Source organism: Streptomyces sp. WG7, from assembly GCF_049975785.1.
GTDB lineage: Bacteria > Actinomycetota > Actinomycetes > Streptomycetales > Streptomycetaceae > Streptomyces.
The window spans coordinates 124,673-148,830 of the sequence record NZ_JBNGGE010000016.1; the positions used below are offsets into that span (position 1 = coordinate 124,673).

At 72.4% G+C, this 24,158-nt stretch carries 22 protein-coding genes; 14 read left to right on the forward strand and 8 right to left on the reverse strand.

Annotated elements, in window-relative coordinates; translation table 11 throughout:
* Window positions 1–67: 67 nt before the first annotated feature.
* The 4 genes from ACP4J0_RS18685 to ACP4J0_RS18700 all read left to right on the forward strand — a co-directional run bounded on the left by ACP4J0_RS18685 (window position 68) and on the right by ACP4J0_RS18700 (window position 4,780).
* The gene (locus ACP4J0_RS18685; RefSeq protein WP_426599816.1) at window positions 68–1,246 is read left to right on the forward strand and encodes an ATP-binding protein; all 1,179 of its coding nucleotides are present in this window, start codon (window positions 68–70) and stop codon (window positions 1,244–1,246) included.
* A 154-nt stretch (window positions 1,247–1,400) separates the two neighbouring features.
* On the forward strand, window positions 1,401–1,880 hold the full coding sequence (locus ACP4J0_RS18690; RefSeq protein ID WP_426599792.1) for an SH3 domain-containing protein: 480 nt from the start codon (window positions 1,401–1,403) through the stop codon (window positions 1,878–1,880).
* 43 nt (window positions 1,881–1,923) lie between these two features.
* Complete coding sequence (locus tag ACP4J0_RS18695; protein ID WP_426599793.1) at window positions 1,924–3,306, forward strand: FtsW/RodA/SpoVE family cell cycle protein; 1,383 nt, start codon at window positions 1,924–1,926, stop codon at window positions 3,304–3,306.
* Window positions 3,307–3,322: 16 nt separating this feature from the next.
* Window positions 3,323–4,780 (forward strand): penicillin-binding transpeptidase domain-containing protein, encoded by a 1,458-nt coding sequence (locus ACP4J0_RS18700; protein ID WP_426599794.1) that lies wholly within the window; start codon window positions 3,323–3,325, stop codon window positions 4,778–4,780.
* Between the two features lie 130 nt (window positions 4,781–4,910).
* On the opposite strand, the gene ACP4J0_RS18705 is transcribed toward ACP4J0_RS18700, so the two are convergent.
* Window positions 4,911–5,510, reverse strand: a complete 600-nt coding sequence (locus ACP4J0_RS18705; RefSeq protein ID WP_426599795.1) for a Uma2 family endonuclease — start codon at window positions 5,508–5,510, stop codon at window positions 4,911–4,913.
* Between the two features lie 232 nt (window positions 5,511–5,742).
* Between ACP4J0_RS18705 and ACP4J0_RS18710 the strand changes: the two genes are divergently transcribed.
* The 4 genes from ACP4J0_RS18710 (at window position 5,743) to ACP4J0_RS18725 (ending at window position 9,076) form a co-directional block, all read left to right on the forward strand.
* Window positions 5,743–6,681, forward strand: a complete 939-nt coding sequence (locus ACP4J0_RS18710) for an AurF N-oxygenase family protein (protein WP_426599796.1) — start codon at window positions 5,743–5,745, stop codon at window positions 6,679–6,681.
* Window positions 6,682–6,717: 36 nt separating this feature from the next.
* The gene (locus ACP4J0_RS18715) at window positions 6,718–7,371 is read left to right on the forward strand and encodes a TetR/AcrR family transcriptional regulator (protein WP_426599797.1); all 654 of its coding nucleotides are present in this window, start codon (window positions 6,718–6,720) and stop codon (window positions 7,369–7,371) included.
* 115 nt (window positions 7,372–7,486) lie between these two features.
* Entirely contained in the window at window positions 7,487–7,810 is a 324-nt protein-coding gene (locus ACP4J0_RS18720; protein ID WP_426599798.1) for a hypothetical protein, read from the forward strand.
* A gap of 105 nt (window positions 7,811–7,915) precedes the next feature.
* Window positions 7,916–9,076, forward strand: a complete 1,161-nt coding sequence (locus ACP4J0_RS18725; RefSeq protein WP_426599799.1) for an NlpC/P60 family protein — start codon at window positions 7,916–7,918, stop codon at window positions 9,074–9,076.
* Here ACP4J0_RS18725 and ACP4J0_RS18730 read toward each other — a convergent pair.
* From ACP4J0_RS18730 to ACP4J0_RS18750, 5 genes are read right to left on the reverse strand one after another with little or no spacing between them, the layout of a single operon-like run.
* The gene (locus ACP4J0_RS18730) at window positions 9,040–10,302 is read right to left on the reverse strand and encodes a styrene monooxygenase/indole monooxygenase family protein (protein ID WP_426599800.1); all 1,263 of its coding nucleotides are present in this window, start codon (window positions 10,300–10,302) and stop codon (window positions 9,040–9,042) included. The two genes, ACP4J0_RS18725 and ACP4J0_RS18730, sit on opposite strands and share 37 nt — an antisense overlap.
* 15 nt (window positions 10,303–10,317) lie before the next feature.
* A complete protein-coding gene (locus ACP4J0_RS18735; protein ID WP_426599801.1) occupies window positions 10,318–10,959 on the reverse strand; it encodes a GTP-binding protein in 642 nt (213 codons plus the stop codon).
* Window positions 10,940–11,452 carry a DUF742 domain-containing protein gene (locus tag ACP4J0_RS18740; RefSeq protein ID WP_426599802.1) on the reverse strand — a complete coding sequence of 171 codons (513 nt, stop codon included), beginning with the start codon at window positions 11,450–11,452 and terminating at the stop codon, window positions 10,940–10,942. The genes ACP4J0_RS18735 and ACP4J0_RS18740 overlap by 20 nt, the downstream gene beginning before the upstream one ends.
* Window positions 11,449–11,952 carry a roadblock/LC7 domain-containing protein gene (locus tag ACP4J0_RS18745; RefSeq protein WP_426599803.1) on the reverse strand — a complete coding sequence of 168 codons (504 nt, stop codon included), beginning with the start codon at window positions 11,950–11,952 and terminating at the stop codon, window positions 11,449–11,451. Before ACP4J0_RS18745 ends, ACP4J0_RS18740 begins: the two co-directional genes overlap by 4 nt.
* Complete coding sequence (locus ACP4J0_RS18750; RefSeq protein WP_426599804.1) at window positions 11,949–15,047, reverse strand: sensor histidine kinase; 3,099 nt, start codon at window positions 15,045–15,047, stop codon at window positions 11,949–11,951. Before ACP4J0_RS18750 ends, ACP4J0_RS18745 begins: the two co-directional genes overlap by 4 nt.
* Before the next feature lie 440 nt (window positions 15,048–15,487).
* Here ACP4J0_RS18750 and ACP4J0_RS18755 point away from each other — a divergent pair, with 440 nt between their 5' ends.
* Entirely contained in the window at window positions 15,488–16,279 is a 792-nt protein-coding gene (locus ACP4J0_RS18755; RefSeq protein ID WP_426599805.1) for a protein phosphatase 2C domain-containing protein, read from the forward strand.
* 222 nt (window positions 16,280–16,501) lie between these two features.
* On the opposite strand, the gene ACP4J0_RS18760 is transcribed toward ACP4J0_RS18755, so the two are convergent.
* Complete coding sequence (locus tag ACP4J0_RS18760; RefSeq protein WP_426522433.1) at window positions 16,502–16,996, reverse strand: MarR family winged helix-turn-helix transcriptional regulator; 495 nt, start codon at window positions 16,994–16,996, stop codon at window positions 16,502–16,504.
* 241 nt (window positions 16,997–17,237) lie between these two features.
* Here ACP4J0_RS18760 and ACP4J0_RS18765 point away from each other — a divergent pair, with 241 nt between their 5' ends.
* On the forward strand, window positions 17,238–18,065 hold the full coding sequence (locus ACP4J0_RS18765) for a lysozyme (RefSeq protein ID WP_426599806.1): 828 nt from the start codon (window positions 17,238–17,240) through the stop codon (window positions 18,063–18,065).
* Window positions 18,066–18,155: 90 nt separating this feature from the next.
* On the opposite strand, the gene lon is transcribed toward ACP4J0_RS18765, so the two are convergent.
* Window positions 18,156–20,600, reverse strand: a complete 2,445-nt coding sequence (gene lon / locus ACP4J0_RS18770; RefSeq protein WP_426599807.1) for an endopeptidase La — start codon at window positions 20,598–20,600, stop codon at window positions 18,156–18,158.
* A 249-nt stretch (window positions 20,601–20,849) separates the two neighbouring features.
* Here lon and ACP4J0_RS18775 point away from each other — a divergent pair, with 249 nt between their 5' ends.
* The 4 genes from ACP4J0_RS18775 to ACP4J0_RS18790 form a co-directional block, all read left to right on the forward strand.
* Window positions 20,850–21,572 (forward strand): spermidine synthase, encoded by a 723-nt coding sequence (locus tag ACP4J0_RS18775; RefSeq protein ID WP_426599808.1) that lies wholly within the window; start codon window positions 20,850–20,852, stop codon window positions 21,570–21,572.
* Between the two features lie 122 nt (window positions 21,573–21,694).
* Window positions 21,695–22,435, forward strand: a complete 741-nt coding sequence (locus ACP4J0_RS18780; protein WP_279559812.1) for a response regulator transcription factor — start codon at window positions 21,695–21,697, stop codon at window positions 22,433–22,435.
* Window positions 22,432–23,556 (forward strand): sensor histidine kinase, encoded by a 1,125-nt coding sequence (locus tag ACP4J0_RS18785; RefSeq protein ID WP_426599809.1) that lies wholly within the window; start codon window positions 22,432–22,434, stop codon window positions 23,554–23,556. Before ACP4J0_RS18780 ends, ACP4J0_RS18785 begins: the two co-directional genes overlap by 4 nt.
* 295 nt (window positions 23,557–23,851) lie before the next feature.
* Window positions 23,852–24,158, forward strand: a 307-nt coding sequence (locus ACP4J0_RS18790) for a 2-oxoglutarate dehydrogenase E1 subunit family protein (RefSeq protein WP_426599810.1), incomplete at its 3' end; no start/stop codon positions are given.

The following is a 24,158-nucleotide window of genomic DNA, read 5'->3' on the forward strand; positions in this document are numbered from 1 at the left end:
GTTCTGGTTCGCCCTCCCCCGTTGGGCCGGTCCGCTCGCGGTGAAGGCCGCCGTCTTCATCACCGTGATGTGCTGTGCGCTCGCCGCGCTGCTCGGCGTCCTGGTGCACGTCTCGGTGACCGACCAGACCGTGGGCCAGGCCCGCGACGACGCCCTGTCCCGGCTGGGAGACGCGACGCGGGCGTACGAGGCCGGGGACCCGCTGCGGCGGGGCGCCGGCGTCGATCCGCCGGGGGTGCCGGAGCGGCTGCGGGAGCTGGCCGCCTCGGGCCGGCGCGGCACGATGGTCACCGAGCACGACGGGCGCCCCACGATGTGGGCGGCGGGCCCCGCCGAGGGCGGCCGGATCCTCGCCGTACGGGTCGACCACACGCAGGGACAGCGCACCATCGACGGCCTGGACGGCGCCATCGTGTGGTCGTCGGCGCTGGCGATCGGGGCGACGCTGCTGGTCGGCGCGTTCGCCGTGACGCGGGTGACGCGCCGGCTGCACGCGACGGCGCGGGTGGCGCGGCGGATCAGCGCGGGCGACCTCGACGCGCGCGTCGACGATCCCCGGGCGAAGGATCCGACGCGCCCGCAGGACGAGGTGGCCTCGGTCGCCGCCGCGCTGGACTCCATGGCGTCGTCGCTGCAGGGCAAGCTGCTCGCCGAGCAGCGGTTCACCGCGGACGTGGCGCACGAGCTGCGCACCCCGCTCACCGGCCTGCACGCGGCGGCCGAGCTGCTGCCGCCGGGCCGCCCGACCGAACTGGTCCAGGACCGGGTGGCGGCCCTGCGCACGCTCACCGAGGACCTGCTGGAGATCTCCCGGCTGGAGAGCGGGCGGGAGCGGCTGGAGGTGGACCCGGAGGCGCTGGGCGCGCTGGCCGGGCGGGTGGTCCGGGGCTCCGGGACCGACACGCGCGTGGACGTCGTACGGGACGCGCGGGTGGAGACGGACCGGCGGCGGCTGGAACGGGTGCTCGGCAACCTCGTCGCGAACGCGCACCGGCACGGGCGGGCGCCGGTCGTACTGACCGTGGACGGGCCGGTGATCACCGTCCGGGACCACGGGGACGGCTATCCGGAGTACCTCCTCGCCCACGGGCCGCAGCGGTTCCGCACCGAGGGCGGGTCGAAGGGGCACGGGCTCGGGCTGACCATCGCCCTGGGGCAGGCGGAGGTGCTCGGCGCCCGGCTGGAGTTCACGAATCCGCCGGGCGGCGGAGCCCTGGCGACCCTGACCCTGCCTCAGCAGCCCTGACCCGCCCCGGGCGACCGGGCGGTTCCCGGCTGTTCCCGGCTGTTCCCGGCGGTTCCCCGATGGCGCAGTGCGGCGGGCGGTTCGTGCGGTTCACTCCTAATGTGGCGGTTAGTCAGCTGAAGATCAGATCCGTTCGCTCCCGGGAGGTACTCCCATGTCCTTGCTGTCCGCGCTGTCCCCGCGCTCACCATTCCTGCGCGGTCTCGCCACCGCCGTCGCCGCCGGCGCGCTCGCCACCGCCGTCGCCGTCACACCCGCCGTCGCGAACGACGAGTGGGGCGGCGGGGACTCCGGTTCCGGCAGCACCACCGCCAACCCCTCCGGAGGGAACGGAGGCGGGAACGGCGGCGGGAACGGCGGCGACGAGTGGGGCGGCGGGAACGACGGCCGCCAGGAGCAGGGCCGCTACCGGGGCGTCGTCACGGCCGACCGGCTCGCCCTGCGCACCTCACCGGCCCGCGGCGCGGACGTCATCCGGTACGCCCGCCGGGGCGAGACCGTCCACATCTACTGCAAGACCCCCGGCGACAAGGTGAAGGGCAATCCCCTCTGGTACCTCCTCACGGACGGCACCTGGGCCTGGGGCGCGGCCCGCTACATCGACAACATCGGTCCCGCGCCGCGCTGGTGCTGATGCGAGCAACCCCCACACCACTCCATTTGGGTAAGTTCCGGACATGACCAAGGCCGGAACCGGAACCGGAATCACCGTGGCACAGGCGGACACGCCCGCTCCCGTCGCCCGTCTCCCCCGGCGCCGTGGCATCGAACTCGCGCTCATCCTCGTGGCCGTCCTGCTGTCGGTGTTCGGCTACTGCAACGTCGGCCTCGCCCAGCACGGCACCCTCCCGCCCGGCGCCGCCGGTTACGGCGCCGGGCTCGGCGTGCTCGCGCTCCTCGCCCATCTGGCGGTACGGCTGCGCGCCCCGTACGCCGACCCCCTGCTGCTGCCCATCGGCGTGCTGCTCAACGGGCTCGGCCTGGTGCTGATCTACCGGCTCGACCTGGAGACGCCGGGCGACCGGGCGGCCCCCACCCAGCTGGTGTGGTCGACGCTGGGCGTCGGACTGTTCATCGTGGTCGTGCTGCTCCTGCGCGACCACCGCGTCCTCCAGCGCTACGCCTACGTGTGCGTCGCCGCCGCGCTCGTCCTGCTCACCGTGCCGATCTTCTTCCCGGCCGTGAACGGCGCCCGCATCTGGATCCGCGTCGAGGGCTTCTCCATCCAGCCCGGCGAGTTCGCGAAGGTGCTGCTCGCGGTGTTCTTCGCCGCCTACCTGGCCGCGAACCGCAGCGCGCTGGCGTACGCGGGGCGTCGCGTGTGGCGGCTCCAGCTGCCCACCGGCCGCGTCCTCGGCCCGATCGTGGCCGTGTGGCTGGTCAGCGTCGGCGTCCTGGTCCTGGAACGGGACCTCGGCACCTCGCTCCTCTTCTTCGGACTGTTCGTGGTCCTCCTCTACGTCGCCACCGGCCGCACCGGCTGGATCGCCGTCGGCCTGCTGCTGGCCTCGCTGGGCGCGGTCGCCGTGGGCTGGCTGGAGCCGCACGTGCACAGCAGGGTGGAGGACTGGCTGCACCCCTTCGCCTCGATCGAGGCCGGGCAGGGGCCCAACCAGCTCGCCCAGTCCCTCTTCGCCTTCGCGGCGGGCGGGGTGACCGGCACCGGTCTCGGCCTCGGGCACTCCGTCCTGATCGGATTCGCCGTCAAGTCGGACTTCATCCTGGCGACCGCCGGGGAGGAGCTGGGCTTCCTCGGCCTGACCGCGATCTTCCTGCTGTACGCGCTGCTGGTGGAGCGGGGTTACCGGGCCGGCCTCGCCGCGCGCGATCCCTTCGGCCGGCTGCTCGCGGTCGGCCTCTCCTCGATCGTGGCGCTCCAGGTGTTCGTCATCGCGGGCGGGGTGACCGGGCTGATCCCGCTGACCGGCATGGCGATGCCGTTCCTGGCGCAGGGCGGCTCCTCGGTCGTCACCAACTGGGCGATCGTGGCGCTGCTGATCCGGGTCAGCCACGCGGCCCGCAGCCAGGCCGGCCGGGCCGACGGGCGGGCGGCACCGTGAGAGCCGGGGAGCTCCGGTGACCCGGCACATCCGGCACGCCGCCGCCTTCTGCGCGCTGCTGCTGGCCGCGCTGCTGGTGAACGCGGCCCGGGTGCAGATCGTCCAGGCCCCGGAGTACGACGACAACCCGGCCAACCGCCGCCCGGACATCGCCCGCTACCAGCAGCCGCGCGGCGACATCCTGGTCGGCGGCGAGCCGGTCACCGGTTCCCGGGACACCGGGGAGCACCTGCGCTTCGAGAGGACGTACCGGCACGGGCCGATGTACGCGCCGATCACCGGCTTCGCCTCGCAGGCGTACGGCACGACCCTGCTGGAGCACGCCGAGGACGGCCTCCTGTCCGGCGCCGACCCGCTGCTCGCCCCGCTCCCCCTCTGGAACGACGTCACGGGCGTCCACAACCCGGGCGGCGACGTCGTGACGACCATCAACGGGGCCGCGCAGCGGGCCGCGTTCGAGGGGCTCGGCCGGCGCAAGGGGGCGGTGGCCGCGATCGAGCCGTCCACCGGCCGCATCCTGGCGCTCGCCTCCACCCCGTCGTACGACCCCCAGCTGCTGTCGGGGAACAGCAGGGCCGCCACCCGGGCCTGGGACCGGCTGAACGACGACCCGGACAGGCCGATGCTCAACCGGGCCGTGCGCCGCACCTATCCGCCGGGTTCGACCTTCAAGGTGGTCACCGCGGCGGCGGCGCTGGACGCGGGCGCGGTCCGGGACCTCGACGCGCCGACCCGCTCCCCCGACCCGTACACCCTGCCCGGGACGCGGACCCGGCTGACGAACGAGGCCGACGGCTGCCGCGACGCCACGCTGCGCGAGGCGTTCGAGTGGTCCTGCAACACGGTGTTCGCCAAGCTCGGCGTGGACGTGGGCGTGACGGACATGGCGGCGACGGCGGAGGCCTTCGGCTTCAACGACGCCGGGCTGCGCGTCCCGTTCGCCGTCTCGCGGAGCACCTTCGACACCTCGGTGGACCGGGCGCAGCTCGGGCTGTCGTCGATCGGCCAGTACAACACGCGGGCGACTCCCCTGCAGATGGCGATGGTGGCGGCGGCGGTGGCCAACGGCGGTCAGGTGCGGTCGCCGTACCTGGTGGAACGGACCCTGCGGGCGGGCGGCAGCCTGGTCGCGACGGCGGGGTCACGGCCCTCCCGGGAGGCGATGCGGCCGAAGACGGCCGCGCTGCTGAAGGAACTGATGACCGGGGTCGTGGAGAACGGCACCGGCGCGAACGCCGCGATCCGCGGCGCCACCGTCGGCGGCAAGACCGGCACCGCCCAGCACGGGGTGGGCAACTCGGGCACGCCGTACGCGTGGTTTGTCTCCTGGGCGCAGGGCGACGACGACCTGGAGCCGAAGGTGGCGGTCGCGGTGGTGGTCGAGGGCTCGGCGAAGGACCGCGACGACGTCAGCGGCAGCGGGCTGGCGGCGCCGATCGCGCGGGCGGTGATGGAGGCGGTGCTCGCGTCCTGAGACGGCGGCACCACGGCGCGAACGGCCGTACGCCTTCCCGCCGCGGACGTCGTTCCGGGCAGGGTCGTCGGTGCTGGAAGGCGTATGCGGTGCCGGCGGATGCGGTGCCGGAGGGGCTGGGCCGCTCGGTCTAGCGGCGGCGGTTGACGGCGGTGAGATCGACGTCGATGGGGAAGGGGACAGTGAGCTTGAGACGGTTGTGGAAAATGCCGGTGGGCACGTACGTCCTGGTCGCCTCGTCGAGTTCGTAGACGTAGACCACGGGGAGACCGTCGTTCTGCTCGATCCGCCAGAAGTGGGTGATGCCCGCTCGTGCGTACTTGCGGGGCTTGGTCTCACGGTCCCGGTCGACCGAGTCCTCCGAGACCACCTCGGCGGCCAGGATGACGTCATCGTGCAGGAGGCGGGTCTGCTTGGGCCCCAGGTCCGCGCCGGCGCGGGCCACCAGCACGTCGGGCTCGGGCCGGTTCCGGTCGTTGAGCGTCACCGTGAACTCCCGGTAGACCTCGAGGTCGTCCGGTGCCTGCTCGCAGAGGACCCGGTCCAGCAGACTGACCGTGCGCATATGGAAATTGGTCTGCGGACTCACGAAGACGAGACTCCCGTCGATCAGCTCCGTGTGCGGAGGCAGGTTGGGAAGCTCGTCGAGGTCGTCCGCCAGCCAGCCGCCCTCCGGCGGACGGGGCCACACGTAGTCGTCGTCCAGTCCGTAGTCGCGTGCGGCGCTCATGATCGCTCCCATGTGCCGGAGTCTGGCTGACTCGGCCAGCGTACTCAGAGCGAACGCCAATACGGCGCTCCATCGGGTGATCCCACACCGGGCCTTGACGCCCAGCCCACCTTTACTCCCGGTAAACAAGTCCCGCCCAAGGGATTGACGAGCTTACTGACAGGCAGTCTCATAAGACGAAGCGGTGAGAGTAACCGTGGGTAACCTAACCGTACGACGAGGTGGGACAGTCATGACGACCCTGACGGAAGCCGACGCGCTCGACGGCCTGCGCGACGCACTCGGTCTGCTCAAGGACCGGGAGCAGGTGGCCGAGCGGCTGCTCGCCTCTTCCGCCAAGCACTCCTTCGACCCGGACAAGGAGCTGGACTGGGACGCGCCGTTCGAAGAAGGCAAGTGGTTCTGGCCGCCGGAGCTGGTGTCGCTGTACGACACCCCGATGTGGAAGCGGATGAGCGAGGAGCAGCGCATCGCGCTCTCCCAGCACGAGGCGGCGGCGCTCGCCTCGCTCGGCATCTGGTTCGAGCTGATCCTCATGCAACTGCTGGTGCGGCACATCTACGACAAGGCCGCGACGAGCGCGCACGTGCGCTACGCGCTGACCGAGATCGAGGACGAGTGCCGGCACTCGAAGATGTTCGCCCGGCTCATCACCCGCGGCGGGACACCGTGGTACCCGGTGAGCCCCCTGCACCAGCACCTGGGGCGCCTGTTCAAGACGATCTCCACCACCCCCGGCTCCTTCACCGCCACGCTGCTCGGTGAGGAGGTCCTGGACTGGATGCAGCGGCTGACCTTCCCCGACGAGCGGATCCAGCCGCTGATCCGGGGCGTCACGCGCATCCACGTCGTGGAGGAGGCCCGTCACGTGCGCTACGCCCGTGAGGAGCTGCGCCGCCAGATGGTGACGGCCCCCAAGTGGTCGCAGGAGTTCACCCGGATCACCTCCGGCGAGTTCGCCCGCGTCTTCTCCGTCGCCTTCGTCAACCCCGAGGTCTACACGAACGTCGGCCTGGACAAGCGCGAGGCCCTGGCCCAGGTCAAGGCCAGCGGCCACCGCCGCGAGATCATGCAGACCGGCTCGAAGCGCCTCACGGACTTCCTGGACGACATCGGCGTGCTGCGGGGCGTCGGGCGGCGGCTGTGGAAGTCGTCGGGGCTGCTCGCGTAGCCACCGGACGGGGCCGCGCCGATTAGGCTGCGGCTCATGACCCCGCAGTCCTCCGCCCCCGCCTACCGCCGGCTCAGCGTCGAGGAGCGCCGCGTCCAGCTGCTCGGCGCGGCGCTCACCCTCTTCGCGCACCGGCCACCGGAGGACGTCTCCCTGGACGACGTGGCCGAGCAGGCCGGGGTCTCGCGGCCGCTGGTGTACCGGTACTTCCCGGGCGGCAAGCAGCAGCTGTACGAGGCCGCGCTCAGGTCGGCCGCCGACGAGCTGCGGCTGTGCTTCGACGAGCCCCGCGAGGGCCCGCTGCTCGCCCGGCTGTCCCGCGCCCTGGACCGCTATCTCGCCTTCGTCGACCAGCACGACACCGGCTTCAGCGCCCTGCTGCGCGGCGGCAGCGTGGCCGAGACCTCCCGCACCTCGTCCATCGTGGACGGGGTGCGCCGGGCCGCCGCCGACCACATCATGAGCCACCTGGACGTCGACGAGCCCGGCCCCCGGCTGCGGATGACCGTCCGGATGTGGATCACGGCGGTGGAGGCGGCCTCGCTGATCTGGCTGGACGAGGGCAAGGAGCCGCCCGTCGACGAGCTGCGGGACTGGCTCGTCGAGCAGTTCCTCGCCGTGCTGACGGTCACCGCCCGCCGCGACCCGCAGAGCGCGGCGTTGGTCGAGGCGCTGGCGGCGGACGTCTGACACCGGCGCACGGACGTCCGACACCGGCGCGCGGGCGTCCGACACCGGCGCGCGGGCGTCCGACACCGGCGCCCGGACGTCCGACACCGGCGCGCGGATCGCTGACACTGGTGCCGTGAAGAGCGAAGACACCCCCTTCGAGGGTGGCCCCATGGACGGGCGGGTGCTGCCCGTGCTGGTCGGGATGACCGGGCACCCGCCGAAGACCTACCGCATCCCCGTGCCGGACCCGGACGGCGGCCCGCCCACCGTGCTCGTGTACCGGCGGGTGCCCCGGGACTCCCGGGGCGGGTTGCGGTTCGCGCGCTGGAAGTACGCGTACGACCCCGAGGGCAAGAAGGGCTCCGGCCGGAAGTGGCCCTGGTCCAAGCCGGACGCCAGGCCGGACACCGATCCAGACGCCACGCCGGGGGGCAAGCCGGACGACGCCCACGGGTGACCCCGTTGCGCCGAACCGCGCACACTCCGCGAGCGGAGTCCCACGACCCGTCACATGCTCGCCGTGCGGAGCGGACGAGCCGCCCCGCGGCCCGGAGGTGATGGCGTGTCAGGAAGGTTTCTGCGTCTGGTGTGCACGGCGGCGGTGACGGCCGGGATCGTTCTCGCGCCGGTGCCCGCCACGGCCGACCCCGACCCCGGCGAGGCCCGGCGCGACCGTTCCGTGGCCGGGCTGCTGACGGACCTTCAGCGGCTGTACCGGGAGGCGGAGAAGGCCACCGAGACCTACAACGGCACCGAGGAGCGCCTGAAGAAGCAGCGCGCCGAGGTGAGCCGGCTGGAGGCCGCGCTGGCCCGGACCCGGCTGTCCCTGCGCGACAGCCGCGGCGCGGCCGGCCGGCTGGCCCGGCAGGAGTACCGCAACAGCGGCAGTCTCTCCCCCTATCTGCGGCTGCTGCTGGCCCGCGACCCGCGGCACGCGCTCGACCAGGGGCATGTGATCGGCCGGCTGGCCCGGCAGCGGGCCGAGACGGTGGGCCGCCTGACCGGAGACGAGCGAAAGGCCGACGAGCTGGCCGAGCGGGCGCGCAAGGCCCTCGACGAGCAACTGGCCCTCGCGGAGCGGCAGGAGCGGCAGCGGGACGAGGTACGCGAAAGGCTGCACGCCGTCGAGGAACTGCTGGCCTCGCTCACTCCCGAGGAGCTGGCCGCGCTGGCGGAGTTCGAGAGCAACGGGATCGCCGAGGCGCAGCAGCGGCTCGTGGAGTCCGGCGCGCTCGGCGACGACGACATGCCCACCGCCGAGGGCGACCGGGCGGTGCGCTTCGCGGTGGAGCAGCTCGGCAAGCCGTACGAGTGGGGCGCGGAGGGTCCCGCGTCGTACGACTGCTCGGGGCTGACCTCCGTGGCCTGGGAGCGTGCCGGGGCTCCGATCCCGCGGACCAGCCAGGAGCAGTGGGCGCGGCTGGAGCACGTGCCGCTGGGTGAGCTGCGGCCCGGTGACCTGGTCGTGTACTTCCCCGAGGCCACCCATGTGGCGATGTACCTCGGCGACGGAATGGTCGTCCAGGCGCCGCGCCCCGGCGCCGAGGTCAAGGTCTCGCCGATCGCCGCCAACCCGGTCCTGGGCGCCGTACGGCCCGACCCCGGCGGGGAGCCGCTGCGGCGGTACACGCCACCGCGGCTTCCCGAGGGGGCGACGGACGGGTCCGACGAGGGGTACGCGGCCGGTTACGCGCCCGCGGCGCCCGAGACCTCCATGAGGTAGCCCTCGGTCTTCGCCGGGTCGTAGAAGAAGTTCTCGAAGTCGGCCGGGTCGTCGAAGCCGTTGGCGAAGCGGTCGGCGACGGGCTGGAGCTGCATGCCGGCGCCGATCAGGTTCAGGACGTGCTCGGGCGGCGGGGCGAGCATGGTGTTCGTCCACTTGGTGACGTGCTGGGCCGTCTCCCAGTAGCGGTCGAAGGTCTGCAGCATCCAGGCCTCGTCGAACTCCTTCTCCCCCTGTTCGAGGATGGAGGCGAGGTAGGAGGCGGCGCACTTGGAGGCGGAGTTGGAGCCCTGGCCGGTGATCGGGTCGTTGGCGACGACCACGTCGGCCACGCCGAGGACCAGGCCGCCGCCGGGCAGGCGGCCGACCGGGTTGCGGACGGTGGGGGCGTAGCGGCCGGCCAGGGTGCCGCCGGCGTCGGTCAGTTCGACCTTGGTGGCCCGCGCGTACTCCCAGGGGAGGAATTTCTCCATGAGTTCCAGGGTCAGGGAGAGATGCTCCGCCGGGTCCTTGACGTCCTTGAAGGCGTCCAGCGGGCCGCCGGGTATGCCCTCCCAGAACAGGATGTCGGCGCGGCCCGAGAGCGTGAAGGTCGGCATGATGAACATCTCGCCGACGCCGGGGACCAGGTTGCAGCGGACGGCCTCCGTCTCCGGGTGCTCCGGGCGCGGGCCCATCCCGTGGACGTAGGCGACGGCGAGGGCGCGCTGCGGCTCGCCGTACGGGGAGCGGGAGGCGTCGCGGCCGAACATCTGCACCAGCTCGCCCTTGCCCGCCGAGACGAGGACGAGGTCGTAGGCGCGGGAGAAGTAGTCCAGGTCGCCGACGGCCGCGCCGTGGATGACGAGCTGGCCGCCGCGCTGGGCGAAGGTGTCCATCCAGCCGGCCATCTTCACCCGCTGGTCGACCGACTGCGCGAAGCCGTCGAGGTGGCCCAGCCAGTCGATCGCGCGCTGCGAGGGGCCCGGGTCGAAGGAGCCGGGGGCCGCCACCGAGACGCCGAGTCCTTCGATCTTCGGGGCCTGGGACTCCCAGAAGTTCAGCTGGAGATCGCGCTCGTGCTGGAGTGCCGTGTGGAACATGCACTGCGTCGACATGACCCGGCCGGTGCGGATCTCGTCCGCGGTCCGGTTGGACATCAGGGTGACCTCGTAGCCGTGCGACTGGAGGCCGAGGGCGAGCTGGAGACCGGACTGGCCGGCTCCGACGACGAGTATCTTCCGCATGCGGTGTTCCGTCTCCTACTCGGGGGTTTCGTCGAGCGCGTGGCCCACGAGGGACAAGAGGGTCTCGATGGCCGAGATCCGGCGGCGCGCGTCCATGATCATTACGGGTATGTGCGCGGGGATCGCCAACGCCTCCCGCACGTCCTCCGCCTCGAACAGCTCGCTGCCGTCGAAGTGGTTCACGGCGACGACGTACGGCAGTCCGCAGCTCTCGAAGTAGTCGAGCGCCGGGAAGCAGTCCTTCAGGCGTCGGGTGTCGGCCATCACGACGGCGCCGATCGCGCCGCGCACCAGGTCGTCCCACATGAACCAGAACCGCTGCTGGCCCGGCGTGCCGAACAGGTAGAGCACCAGGTCGTCGTCGAGCGTGATGCGGCCGAAGTCCATGGCCACGGTGGTGGTGAGCTTGCCCGGGGTGGCGGTGAGGTCGTCGGTCTCCTCGCTCGCCTCGGTCATCAGCGCCTCGGTCTGCAGGGGCGTGATCTCCGAGACGGTGGTGACCAGAGTGGTCTTGCCGACGCCGAAACCGCCGGCCACCACGATCTTCGTGGCTATGGGTGCCCGGGTGCGGTCCGTCTGCCAGGGCTGCACGGGCTCGTCCGTGTCGACGAGTGAGGAGACGCCGTAGGCGGCGGCGTCAGAGACGACGGAGTCCACTGAGCACCCTTTCGAGCAGAGCGCGGTCCGGGCGGCCCGTGCCGTGGCCGGTCCCGGTGCCGTACACACGGATCTTTCCCTGGTCCGCGAGGTCGCTGATGAGCACGCGGACCACGCCGAGCGGCATCTTCAGCAGCGCGGCGATCTCGGCCACCGTACGCATACGGCGGCACAGTTCGACGATGGCCCGCATCTCCGGCATCACGCGGGAGGTGAGGCTTCCGTTCGTCAGTTCCTTGCGCTCCTGGGCGGCTTCGAGCGCGGCGGTGCCGGCCGTGGCGCCGACGAACGTCTCGACGAGCAGGACGTGGCCGAAGCGGGTCCGGCCGCCGGTGAGCGAGTAGGGCCGTACCCGGGCGGGCTTGCGGTCGGCGCCGCGCACGGGGAGGGCCTTGGGGGGCTTCGGGTTCTTCGAGTTCTGCGGGAGCTTGGGGTTCTTCGGACTCTTCGGGTTCTGCGGGTTCTGCGGGTTCCTGCCGGGGCCCTTGCTCATCGGACACTCCCCGCCGACTCTGACTCCAGGGATTTCCGGAGCTCACTGCGGAGTTCGGGAGTCAGGACGTGACCGGCGCGGCCGACGAAGAGCGCCATGTGGTACGCGATGACGCTCATGTCGGCGTCCGCGGAGCCGTGCACGCCGAGCAGCGAGCCGTCACTGATCGACATCACGAACAGGCTGCCCTCGTCCATGGCGACCATCGTGTGCTTCACCTTGCCGAAGTCCACCAGCCGGGCGGCGCCGACGGTCAGGCTGCCGACGCCGGAGACGACGGTGGCGAGGTCGGCGGCCGAACCGCGCGGGCTGGTGCGGCGCACGGTCTGGAGCTCGCGGGCCGCGTCGATGCGTTCCTGGTCGGAGGAGAGCAGGAGCAGGCCGTCGGAGGAGACCACCGCGACCGAGAGGATGCCGGGCACCTCCTCGACCAGGTTGGTCAGCAGCCAGTGCAGATTGCGAGCTTCATGACTGAGTCCGAAGGTACTGGGAGCGGTCAACTGCTTGCCTCCTCGACAGTGCCCCCCGTGGCTTCCTCGGTTGTCCCTGTTGCGGCGTCCGGCGCCTGGTTCCGTCCGGTCCGGTCGGTGATCTCCGCCTCGGCGTCGCGGCGACCGGCCTCCGCCCCCCGGCGGAACCCTCCCAGGCGGCGGCGGAGCGCGTCGGCGTCCACCGAGCCCGCCGTGCGCGGCCCGGGAACCGCCACGGGTGTGCTGATCCTGGGGGTCCGCTTGGGCAGGCCCTTGTCGGTGACGGGCTCGGCCGGTTCGGCGTCGTCGGTGTTCCCGGCGCCCTCGGCCCGGGCGGTGTCCGCGGCCCGCATGGTGCCCTCGGCCCGCGTGGTGTCCTCGGCCGGCGCGCGGTCGTGGGCGTCGGGGCCGATGGCGTAGGGGTCGGGTGTGGACTCCGGTTCGGGTGTCCGGGCCGCCTCCGCCCGTGCCTGCGCCTGCGCCTGCGCCGGCAGCAGGAGGGCCATCGTGGTGTCGTCGGGGAGGTCGCGTCCGGGGACGGCCCCGGCCTCGGGGGCCTCCGCCGCCTCGGGAGCCTTCGCCTCGTCGGTCTCCGTCTTCCGGGCGGGCTCCGGGTCGGCCGCGTCGGCCAAGGCATCGCGGTCATCGGGCGCTTCGGGCGCTTCGGGCGCTTCGGGCGCTTCGGGCTCACCGGACGCCTCGGACGCCTCGGGCTCACCGGACGCCTCGGGGCGAGTGTCCTCCGCCTTTTCGGCTTCGGCCACGCCCGTCTCGTCGGTCCCCTCGGTCCCGTCGTTCCCCTCGGTCCCGTCCGTCCCCTCCGGCTCGTCGGCCTCCGCGCGTCGTACGGACTGTTCCGCCGAGGCGACGAGCGGGTCCGTGTCCTTCTCCACACGGCCGCGCAGGACGTTGGAGTTGGCCTCCGCGTCGGCGCCCGGCAGGGAGAAGGTCCCCGTGCCCTCGGAGGTCGGCAGGGTCGGGACGAGTGCCGCCGGCGGTGCCGCGGCGAGCAGGGTGTCCGGCAGGACCACGACGGCCGCGACACCGCCCTGCTTCTGCTCCCGCAGCCGCACGCGCGCCCCGTGCCGGTGGGCGAGCCGGGCCACCACGTACAGGCCCAGCCCGCAACCGTCCTCGCCCTCCTGGTCGTAGGGCGCGTCGGGGTCGAAGTCGGTGAGGCGGGCGTTGAGGCGCTCGAGGCGCTCGGTGGCCATGCCGATGCCCTCGTCCTGGACGGAGAGCATCACCTCGCCGTTCTCCAGCAGCCAGCCGGAGATCTCGACGGGCAGGTCCGGCGGCGAGAAGGAGGTGGCGTTCTCCAACAGCTCGGCCAGCAGGTGGGAGAGGTCGTCGGCCGCGAACCCGGCCACGTGCGCGTGCGGCGGCAGCGCGGCGATGCGGACGCGCTCGTACCGCTCGATCTCGCTGACCGCGGCGCGGACCACGTCGACCAGCGGCACCGGTCCGGCACTGTGCTGGACGTGCTCGGTGCCGGCGAGGACGAGGAGGTTCTCGCTGTGCCGGCGCATGACGGTGGCGAAGTGGTCGAGCTTGAACAGGGTGGAGAGGCGCTCCGGGTCCTGCTCGCGCTCCTCGAGGCTTTCGATGACCGCGAGCTGCCGCTCGACCAGGCCGAGGGTGCGCAGCGCGAGGTTCACGAAGGCCCCGCCGATGCTCTTGCGCACCACGTCCAGCTGGGCGGCCGAATCGGCGAGTTCGGCGCGCAGTTCCTCGCGGGCGTCGGCCATCTTCTGCCGTTGGCCGACGAGGTGCTTGCGGTCGGCCTCGAGTGTGTTGACGCGTTCGGCGAGCGTGACGGCGTGCGCGTGCAGGGCGTTGACGGAGCGGACGACCTGGGCGAACTCGTCGTTGCGGCCGGTGAAGGTGACGGCCTCCTCGGTCGTCGGGTCCTGAGCGTCCGCCAGCCGGGCCGAGCCGCGGCGCAGCACCGAGAGCGGGCGGGTGAGGGTGCGGGCCATGGCGGTGGCGATGCCGACGGCCAGCAGGATCAGCGCGCCGAGGGCGGCGATCCGGATCTCCAGCGCGGTGACGTCGTCGTCGCGCAACTGCTCCAGGTCCGTGGTGCGCTTCTCGTAGAGGGCGGACTCGGCGCCGCGCATGGCGTCGATGCGGGCGGAGAGCGCGGCGTCCAGCCTCTTGGTGCTGGTCCGGAGGTCGTTGTCGGAGAGCGTCGGCTCGTTCGTGAGGCCGGCGAGGTACTTCTCGGCGGAGTTGATCTCCGGGCCGGCGACCGTGGAGTCGAAGCTGTCCCGCGCCTCCTTGGGCGCGCCCTCGCGGAAGTCGGCGAGGGCCGCGTCGGAGCGCACCCGGGCCTGCTGGGCGGCGGCGGCGAGCGCGTCGCGCTGCTCGGTGTCGGCGTCCGAGGACGTGGTCGTCTCGGTCGGCAGACCCGTGATCGGGTCGATGACGGTCTCGGTACTGCTCGGCACGTTCAGGGCGGCGAGCAGCAGGCCGCGGGTGGCGGAGGCCTGCTGGACCGCGGTGTCCAGTTCGGCGAGGGCGTACGCCCCGGCGCCCGCGCGGGGCGGCATCTGCTCGGCCAGCTCCTCGGCCAGCGCGTGGAGTTCGGCGATCGCCTCCGAGTACGCCTCGTGCGCCTGCAGAGCGGTGCTCTTGCCGGTGAGCGCCGCCCGGCGCAGTGCCGCGACGGCGTCGAGGTCCTCACGCAGGGAGGCGGGCGTGTCGGTGTCGGCGCGCAGCTCCTCCACCTGCCGGTCGACGCGGGCGCTGCGCTGCTCGGAGGGCGCCTTGGACTTCGGGCGGCCGGCCGCGATGTAGGGGGTGACCTCGTCGCGCTCGTCGGCCAGGGAGTGGGCGAGGGTCAGCGCGCCCTGGGTCCGCTCGGCGAGCGTCACCAGTTCCTGGGAGTCGTGCAGTTGTCCGGAGGCGGCCACGACCGACGGTGCTCCGGCTCCGGCGACGGCGGCGGCCACGACCGCCGCGGCGACGATGAGGCGGTTGCGTACGTGGGTCGGACGCCCCTTGCCGACGGGGGCCTGGGGCGGCGCCGGGGTGGAGGTACCGGGGGTGCGCTCCGCGCTCCCCGCGGGGGCCGTCTGCTTGCCTGTGCGACGAGGCCGCGTCTTCTGCACCGGTGCTCGCATTCCTGACTCGTGTACCCGTGGGCCCGGGTGGCGCTCCGTCAACTGGCCGGTCGGCGCGTGCGCCCTCCGCCACGCTCTGGGCTGTCCCCAGGCCGCCGACTGCGCGTCGGACGGGGTGACCGCGTGAGCGGGGCAGGCCCCCCACCGGTTCCCGACCCTCCCAGTGCCGGTGGGCGGTGGGCGTGCATCATCCGACCCGCCACCCGAAGGAGTGAACCTCGGACGGGAGTTGGTGGGCAAGTTCCCCCGGCTCGCCCGGCACGCGCGCGCGGCGCGCCGGTTGGACGTCCGGGACGGGCGGTGGCACTATGTGCCGCCGCGCATTGCCGGAGTACGGAATTCCACCCTAAATCCGGCGCCTGACCTGCGCCGCTGCGTCGATCCCGGGGAACTTGCCCACCTCTTGCGGACACGGTGAAGGGGTCGTGCAGACTGGCCGGATGCGCACGGAACTCGTCTCGGAACCCGGCCTCGCCGACCACCCCAACGAGGACTTCGCGAGCGTCGGACTACCGGCCTCGGGGCAAGGGGGGTCACTCGTCGTACTGGACGGCGTGACACCGCCGCGGACCGGAACGGGCTGTCTGCACTCCGTGCCCTGGTTCACCGGGCGCCTCGGCGGAGCCCTGACCGAACTGACCGTTTCACTCCCGGATGTTCCCCTCGCCGAAGCCCTGTCGCGTGCCATCGCCCGTACTTCGGCGGCACACGCGGAAACCTGTGACCTTTCTCACCCGCGGACTCCGCAGGCAACCGTGGTCCTGGCCCGCTGGTCCCCCGCCGCCGTCGAGTACCTGGTCCTGTCCGACTCGGCCCTGCTGGTGGAGGCCCCCGACGGCGGGGTCGCGGCGGTCCTGGACGACCGGCTGGCCCGGCTGCCCCGCTCGGCTCTGGCGACGGACGCGCTGGTGGACGCGGGCTTCCGCAACAAGGAGGGCGGCTTCTTCACGGCCGCGGCCGACCCGGCGGTGGCGGCGCGGGCGGTGACGGGGGTGCTGCCGCGCGGGGAGGTGCGGACACTGGCGGCACTGACGGACGGAGCAGCGCGGTGGGTGGAGACCTTCCGGGAGGGCGACTGGACGGACTGCCTCGCGCTGGTGCGCAAGCAGGGCGCCCAGGCACTGGTGGACCGGGTACGGGAGCTGGAACGCGCGGACGCTGCGGGGTGCCGGGAGTTCCTCGGGCGCGGCAAGGCGCACGACGACGCGACGGTGGTGTACGCGGAGCTCTGAACACCGGGGGTTCGGGGGCTCCGGCTCCGCTTCTCGCCGGGGACCGCGGCTCGGCTTCTCCGCCGGGGGCTTCGGCCCTGCTTCTCCGCCGGGGACCGCGGCTCAGCTTCTCCCGCCGGGGACCGGGGACTTCGGTCCTGCTTCTCGCCAGGGGCTTCAGGCCCTGCTTCCCGCCGGGACTTGAGGCCCTGCAGGCCCTGCTGCTCGCCGAGGGCCGCGGCCCTACTTCTCCATCCCCCGGTTCAGTTCGTGCAGCAGCCGGGCGAGTTCCGTCACCTCACGCGGGTCCCAGCCGGCGAGCCGCCCGGCGTACCGCGCGCGGCGGGCCTCCCGCACCCGGCTGACGCGGGCCTGGCCCTCCGGGGTCAGGGTGACCAGCCAGGCGCGGCCGTCGGCGGGGTCGGGCTCCCGGGCGACGAGGCCGAGGTCCTCCAGGGCGCGCAGCTGGCGGGACATCGTCGCCTTGCCGACGCCGATGTAGGCGGCGAGCTCCGTGGCCCGCTGCCCGCCGCACTCGCCGAGCCGTACGAGGAGGCCGTACGCGGACGACTCCAGGTCGGGGTGGACCTCCCGGGCCATCTCGCCCTGGCTGGCGCGGGCCCGCCGGAGCAGGACCGTCAACTCCCGCTCCAGTGCCAGGAACTCCGGTTGGTTCACACCACTGCCGGACACTTCGGCTTCGACTCCTCGACCGCCGCCGTTCCCGTCTTCGTGCACGTCAGCCCCTGCCTCGATTTTCCCGGTCCTGAAAGTTTCCGCCACGGGCGGTCATCACCGCAGCTCGGCAAGTATTTCGCAGGCTTAGACCACCGGAAGCTGCCGGTCCCTCTTCCCACCCCCGTTCTACGTGCGTAGCGTCTCCTGCGGAACCCCGGGTGGCATGCTCACGCCACCCACGGGATCCTCTCCCCACCCACGCATCCCCCACCGAGCACCACCGAGCCATCGGAGGCACGTCATGCCCGTGCACAGATCCGGATCGGCCCGCGGGCGGCGCTTCGCCGTCACCGGGGTCCTGCTCGCCGCGTTCTCCCTGCTGTTCACCCTCCCCGCACACTCCTCGTCGGCCGCCGACACCCCGCCGCGCGGCTCCGCCCACATGGGCATGGGCGTCCTGGAGCACGACGGGCGGCACGGCACACCGGTGCCGGGCGGCGCCACCCAGACGGAGGGCGTCGACGTCTCCAGCCACCAGGGCAACGTCCCCTGGTCGACCCTGTGGAACAGCGGGGTCAAGTGGGCCTACGTCAAGGCCACCGAGGGGACGTACTACGAGAACCCCTACTTCGCCCAGCAGTACAACGGCTCGTACAACGTCGGCATGATCCGCGGCGCGTACCACTTCGCCACGCCGGACACGACGAGCGGCGCCGCCCAGGCCAACTTCTTCGTCGACAACGGCGGCGGCTGGTCCCGCGACGGCAAGACGCTGCCGGGCGCGCTGGACATCGAGTGGAACCCGTACGGGGCCACCTGCTACGGCAAGACGCAGAGCCAGATGGTCTCCTGGATCCGGGACTTCCTGAACACCTACAAGGCCCGCACCGGCCGCGACGCCGTGATCTACACGGCCACCAGCTGGTGGACCCAGTGCACGGGCAACTACGGCGGTTTCGCGGTGAACAACCCGCTGTGGGTCGCCCGGTACGCCTCCACCGTGGGCACGCTGCCGGCCGGCTGGGGCTACTACACGATGTGGCAGTACACCTCGTCCGGGCCGACGGTCGGGGACCACAACAAGTTCAACGGGGCCCTGGACCGGGTCCGGGCGCTCGCGAACGGCTGACGCTCCCGGCGCGTACGGCGAAGGCCCGGACTCCGCGCGGAGTCCGGGCCCTTCCCTTCACTCATCCGGCCACGCGTCCTCCCCCAGTGCTCAAAGCCTGGGAGGTACCCCCATCGCGGCGACCGGAACCTCCGGCTCCGCACCGCTCGTCGCCGGTGCGAGGGCCAGCTCGAGGACCTGGCGGACGTCGGAGACGGCGTGGACGTCGAGCTTGTCCAGTACCTCAGCCGGGACGTCGTCCAGGTCGGGCTCGTTGCGCTTGGGGATGATCACCGTGGTGATGCCCGCCCGGTGCGCCGCGAGCAGCTTCTGCTTGACGCCGCCGATCGGCAGCACGCGGCCGGTCAGCGAGACCTCGCCGGTCATCGCCACGTCGGTGCGCACCAGCCGGCCGGAGAGCAGCGAGGCCAGCGCCGTCGTCATCGTGATGCCGGCGCTCGGGCCGTCCTTCGGGACCGCGCCCGCCGGGAAGTGGATGTGCACGCCCCGGTCCTTCAGGTCGGCCACCGGCAGCTCCAGCTCGGCGCCGCGGCTGCGCAGGAAGCTCAGCGCGATCCGCGCCGACTCCTTCATCACGTCGCCCAGCTGACCGGTCAGGGTCAGGCCCGACGCGCCCGTCTCCGGGTCGGCCAGCGACGCCTCGACGTACAGGACGTCGCCGCCCGCGCCGGTGACCGCGAGGCCCGTGGCCACGCCCGGCACCGAGGTGCGCCGCTCGGCCGGTTCCTGGGCGGACTCGGGCACGTGGTGCGGCCGGCCGATCAGGGCGCGCAGGTCGCCGTCGGTGACGGTGAAGGGCAGCTCGCGTTCGCCCAGTTCGTGCTGGGCCGCCACCTTGCGCAGCAGCCGGGCGATGGACCGCTCCAGGGTGCGTACGCCTGCCTCTCGGGTGTACTCGGCGGCCAGCTTGCGCAGCGCGCCCTCGTCGACCGTGACCTCGTCCTTGTCGAGCCCGGCGCGCTCCAGCTGGCGCGGGAGCAGGTGGTCGCGGGCGATGACGATCTTCTCGTCCTCGGTGTAGCCGTCGAGGCGGACCAGCTCCATGCGGTCGAGCAGGGCCTCCGGGATGGCTTCGAGGACGTTGGCCGTCGCGAGGAACACGACGTCGGACAGGTCGAGCTCGACCTCCAGGTAGTGGTCCCGGAAGGTGTGGTTCTGGGCGGGGTCGAGGACTTCGAGCAGGGCGGCGGCCGGGTCGCCCCGGAAGTCCGAGCCCACCTTGTCGATCTCGTCGAGGAGCACGACCGGGTTCATCGACCCGGCCTCCTTGATCGCCCGCACGATCCGGCCGGGCAGGGCGCCGACATACGTACGCCGGTGGCCGCGGATCTCCGCCTCGTCGCGGACGCCGCCGAGGGCGACGCGGACGAACTTGCGGCCCATCGCGTGGGCGACGGACTCGCCGAGGCTGGTCTTCCCGACCCCGGGCGGGCCGACGAGGGCGAGTACGGCACCGCCGCGCCTCCCGCCGACGACGCCGAGCCCCCGGTCGACGCGCCGCTTGCGCACCGCCAGGTACTCGGTGATCCGCTCCTTGACGTCGTCGAGGCCCGCGTGCTCGGCGTCCAGTACGGCCTGGGCGCCCCGGATGTCGTAGGCGTCCTCGGTGCGGACGGTCCACGGCAGTTCGAGGACGGTGTCGAGCCAGGTGCGGATCCAGGAGCCCTCGGGCGACTGGTCGGAGGACCGCTCCAGCTTGTCGACCTCCTTGAGCGCGGCCTCGCGGACCTTCTCCGGCAGGTCGGCGGCCTCGACGCGGGCGCGGTAGTCGTCGGACTCCTCGCCCTCCTGCTCGCCGTTGATCTCGCGCAGTTCCTTGCGCACGGCCTCGAGCTGACGGCGCAGCAGGAACTCCCGCTGCTGCTTGTCGACGCCCTCCTGGACGTCCTTGGCGATGGTCTCGGCGACGTCCTGCTCGGCCAGGTGGTCGCGCAGCTGCTGGGTGGCGAGCCTGAGGCGGGCGACCGGCTCGGCGGTCTCCAGGAGCCGGAGCTTCTGCTCGGTGGTGAGGAAGGGCGAGTAGCCGGAGTTGTCGGCGAGCGCGGAGACGTCGTCGATGGCCTGCACCCGGTCCACGACCTGCCAGGCGCCGCGCTTGCGCAGCCAGGCGGTGGCGAGTGCCTTGTACTCCTTCACCAGTTCGGTGACCTGGCCGGGCAGGGGGTCGGGCACGGTGTCGTCGACGCGGGTGCCCTCGACCCACAGGGCGGCCCCGGGTCCGGTGGTGCCGGCGCCGATCTTCACGCGGTCCCGTCCGCGGATCAGGGCGCCCGGGTCGCCGTCGGCCAGCCGGCCGACCTGCTCGATCGTGCCGAGGACGCCGGTCGTGGCGTAGGTGCCGTCGACGCGCGGGACGAGCAGGACCCGGGGCTTGCCCGGCTCGGACCTGGCGGCGGCCTGGGCGGCCTCCACCGCGGCCCGTACCTCGGCGTCGCTCAGGTCCAGGGGGACGACCATCCCGGGCAGCACCACTTCGTCGTCGAGCGGCAGCACGGGCAGGGTGAACGGTGTGAAGGCGTCGGACTCAGCAGCCATGATCTCCCCTTCGGCATTCAAGTTGAGTTACACCGACTCAATGAAAGCGAGTCCTTGATTGTTCCCCCCAGCGTGTTCGCTCTGAGCGATCAAGAAGCGGAGGCTCCTCGTCCGCTCCGCCCCCCGGTCCCCGCAGGCGAGAGCGCGGCCGGACCCCACGGCATTCCCCCTGCCAGGCGGCCGGGCCCCACGGCATTCCCCCTGCCAGGCGGCCGGACCCCACGGCATTCCCCCTGCCAGGATGGGTCGATGCCCATCACTTCCCATGACTCCCACGACCACGGCATCCCCGAAGTACTGGACCGTCGCGAGGGCCCGCACGGCGAGGTCGTCCTGCGCCGGCACGGGGCACTGCTGCAGATCATCGCGAACGGCTGCTTCCTGATGGACACCTCGGACGGGCGCTCGGAGCGGCGGCTGGTGGACGCGGCGGCCGACGCGCTCGCCGCCTCCGACGCCCTCGCCGGCCGTGCCGTGCGGAACGCTCCGCACCTGCTCATCGGGGGACTCGGGGTCGGTTTCTCACTCGCACACGCGGCCGCCGACCCGCGCTGGGGCCGGATCGCGGTCGTCGAACGCGAGCGCGCCGTCATCGACTGGCACCGGGGCGGCCCGCTGGCCCCGCTGTCCGCCGAGGCACTGGCCGACCCCCGCACCGAGATCGTGGAAGCGGATCTGGTGCGGTACGTCAATGAGACTTCCGACACGTACGACGCCCTCTGCCTCGACATCGACAACGGCCCCGGCTGGACCGTCACCGAGGGCAACGACGGGCTCTACGCACCGCCCGGACTGGCGGGCTGCGCACGGGCGTTGAGGCCCGGCGGAGTGCTCGCCGTATGGTCCGCGCAGCCCTCTCCGGAATTCGAAGAAACCTTGCGTAATGCCGGGTTCCAGCAGGTGCGTACCGAAGAGATCCCCGTTGCCCGGGGCGTTCCGGACGTCGTCCACCTCGGCGTCGGACCTGGATAGCAAAGGCGCGGTGAATCCCCGTACGCTGCTGACCTGACGCGGTCGTTCAAGCGTCGATCGCAGTCATGCGCAGACGAGGAATCACCCCACTGATTCCGGTAAGCACACCTCAGGGGCGGGCGATGGAGCAGACACAGACCTCCCACAACGGCACGGCGACGGCTACCCCGGGCGCCCAGCGCCGGGTGCTGGTGGTCGAGGACGACCAGACGATCGTGGACGCCATCGCGACCCGCCTGCGCGCCGAGGGGTTCCTGGTGCAAACGGCGGGCGACGGTCCGGCCGCCGTCGACACGGCCGAGGCGTGGCAGCCCGACCTGCTGATCCTCGACATCATGCTGCCCGGCTTCGACGGCCTGGAGGTCTGCCGTCGTGTGCAGGCCGCGCGGCCGGTGCCGGTGCTGATGCTCACCGCGCGCGACGACGAGACGGACATGCTGGTCGGGCTCGGCGTGGGCGCCGACGACTACATGACCAAGCCGTTCTCGATGCGCGAGCTGGCCGCGCGCGTGCACGTGCTGCTGCGCCGGGTGGAGCGGGCCGTCGTGGCCGCCTCGACGCCGCGCAGCGGCATCCTGCGCCTCGGCGAGCTGGAGATCGACCACGCGCAGCGCCGGGTACGGGTGCGCAGCGAGGACGTCCACCTCACCCCCACCGAGTTCGACCTGCTGGTCTGCCTGGCGAACACCCCGCGCGCGGTGCTCTCCCGGGAGCAGCTGCTGGCCGAGGTGTGGGACTGGGCGGACGCCTCCGGCACCCGGACCGTGGACAGCCACATCAAGGCGCTGCGCCGCAAGATCGGGGCCGAGCGGATCCGTACGGTGCACGGCGTGGGGTACGCGCTGGAGACACCGACGCCATGAGCGGAGGGCGGGAGGCCGCACGGAGGAGCCCCGGCCCCCGGAGCACCGGGGAACCCTGGGGCGGCGTACGCCCGTTCTCGATCAAGACCAAGCTGGGTGCGCTGGTCGTCACGTCGGTGCTGATCACCACCGGTCTCTCGGTGATCGCGGTGCACACCAAGACGGAGCTGCGCTTCATCACGGTCTTCTCGATGATCGCCACCCTGCTGATCACCCAGTTCGTGGCGCACTCGCTGACCGCGCCGCTGGACGAGATGAACGCCGTGGCCCGGTCCATCTCGCACGGCGACTACACGCGCCGGGTCCGCGAGAACCGCCGTGACGAGCTGGGCGACCTCGCCGTCACCATCAACCGCATGGCCGACGACCTGGAGGCCCAGGACCGGCAGCGCAAGGAGCTGGTGGCGAACGTCTCGCACGAGCTGCGCACCCCCATCGCGGGCCTGCGCGCGGTTCTGGAGAACATCGTCGACGGGGTCACCGAGGCCGATCCGGAGACCATGCGGACGGCGCTCGGACAGACGGAGCGGCTCGGCCGGCTGGTGGAGACGCTGCTGGACCTCTCCCGCCTGGACAACGGCGTCATACCGCTGCGCAAGCGGCGCTTCGAGGTGTGGCCCTACCTGTCCGGCGTGCTGAAGGAGGCCAACATGGTCGCCTCGGCGCGCGCGGGCATCGCGTCCGGGTCCGGCAGCCACAGCCGCACCGACGTCCATCTGGCACTCGACGTCTTCCCGCCGGAGCTGACCGCGCACGCCGACCCCGAGCGCATCCACCAGGTCGTCGCCAACCTCATCGACAACGCGGTCAAGCACAGCCCGCCGCACGGCCGGGTGACGGTCAGGGCGCGGCGCGGGGACCTTCCGGAGTCGCTGGAGCTGGAGGTTCTCGACGAGGGCCCCGGCATTCCGCGCTCGGAGTGGCGCCGGGTGTTCGAGCGGTTCAACCGTGGTTCCGTGTCCCGGCCGCACGGTCCGGGCAGCGACGGCGGCACCGGGCTGGGCCTGGCGATCGCGCGCTGGGCGGTGGATCTGCACGGCGGCCGGATCGGAGTGGCCGAATCCGAGCGGGGCTGCCGCATCCTGATCACCCTTCCGGGTCTTCCCACGGCATCGAGTTGACGTAGGGTTCGAAGCGGAGCGCCAAGATCCACTGACGTCCGCGCTGGCGGACACGTGTGATCAGGCGCAGACCAGGTACAGACCCGCGTCCTCTCGGCGCCGGGTCCCGGTCTCCCCTTCCCACGCGCAGCAGAACCTCGCTTGTTTCCCGCCATTTCCAGCACCGAAACACGGTCTGCGATGTGACTTACGCGACGATGAACGGGCCCGGTCTGACCTTCCGGGCGCGGGAGGCGTAGCCTTGATTCCCGCTGTCCACCATCTTGTGAAGAAGCGGAAGAGGGCGGTTCTCGCCGTGTCGCCACAGTCCCCCAGTAACTCGAGCATCTCGACCGACACCGACCAAGCGGGCAACGCGGGCAAGAACCCCGCGGCCGCGTTCGGTGCCAATGAGTGGCTCGTCGACGAGATCTATCAGCAGTACCTCCAGGACCCGAACTCCGTGGACCGAGCCTGGTGGGACTTCTTCGCCGACTACAAGCCGGGCGCGGCCGCGGCCCAGGCCGCCTCCGGTGCCGCGGGCGCGGACTCCGGCAGCGCGCCGCAGGCCGCCCCCGCACCGCAGGCGCAGGCTCCCGCCCCGGCCCAGGCCCAGACGGCCG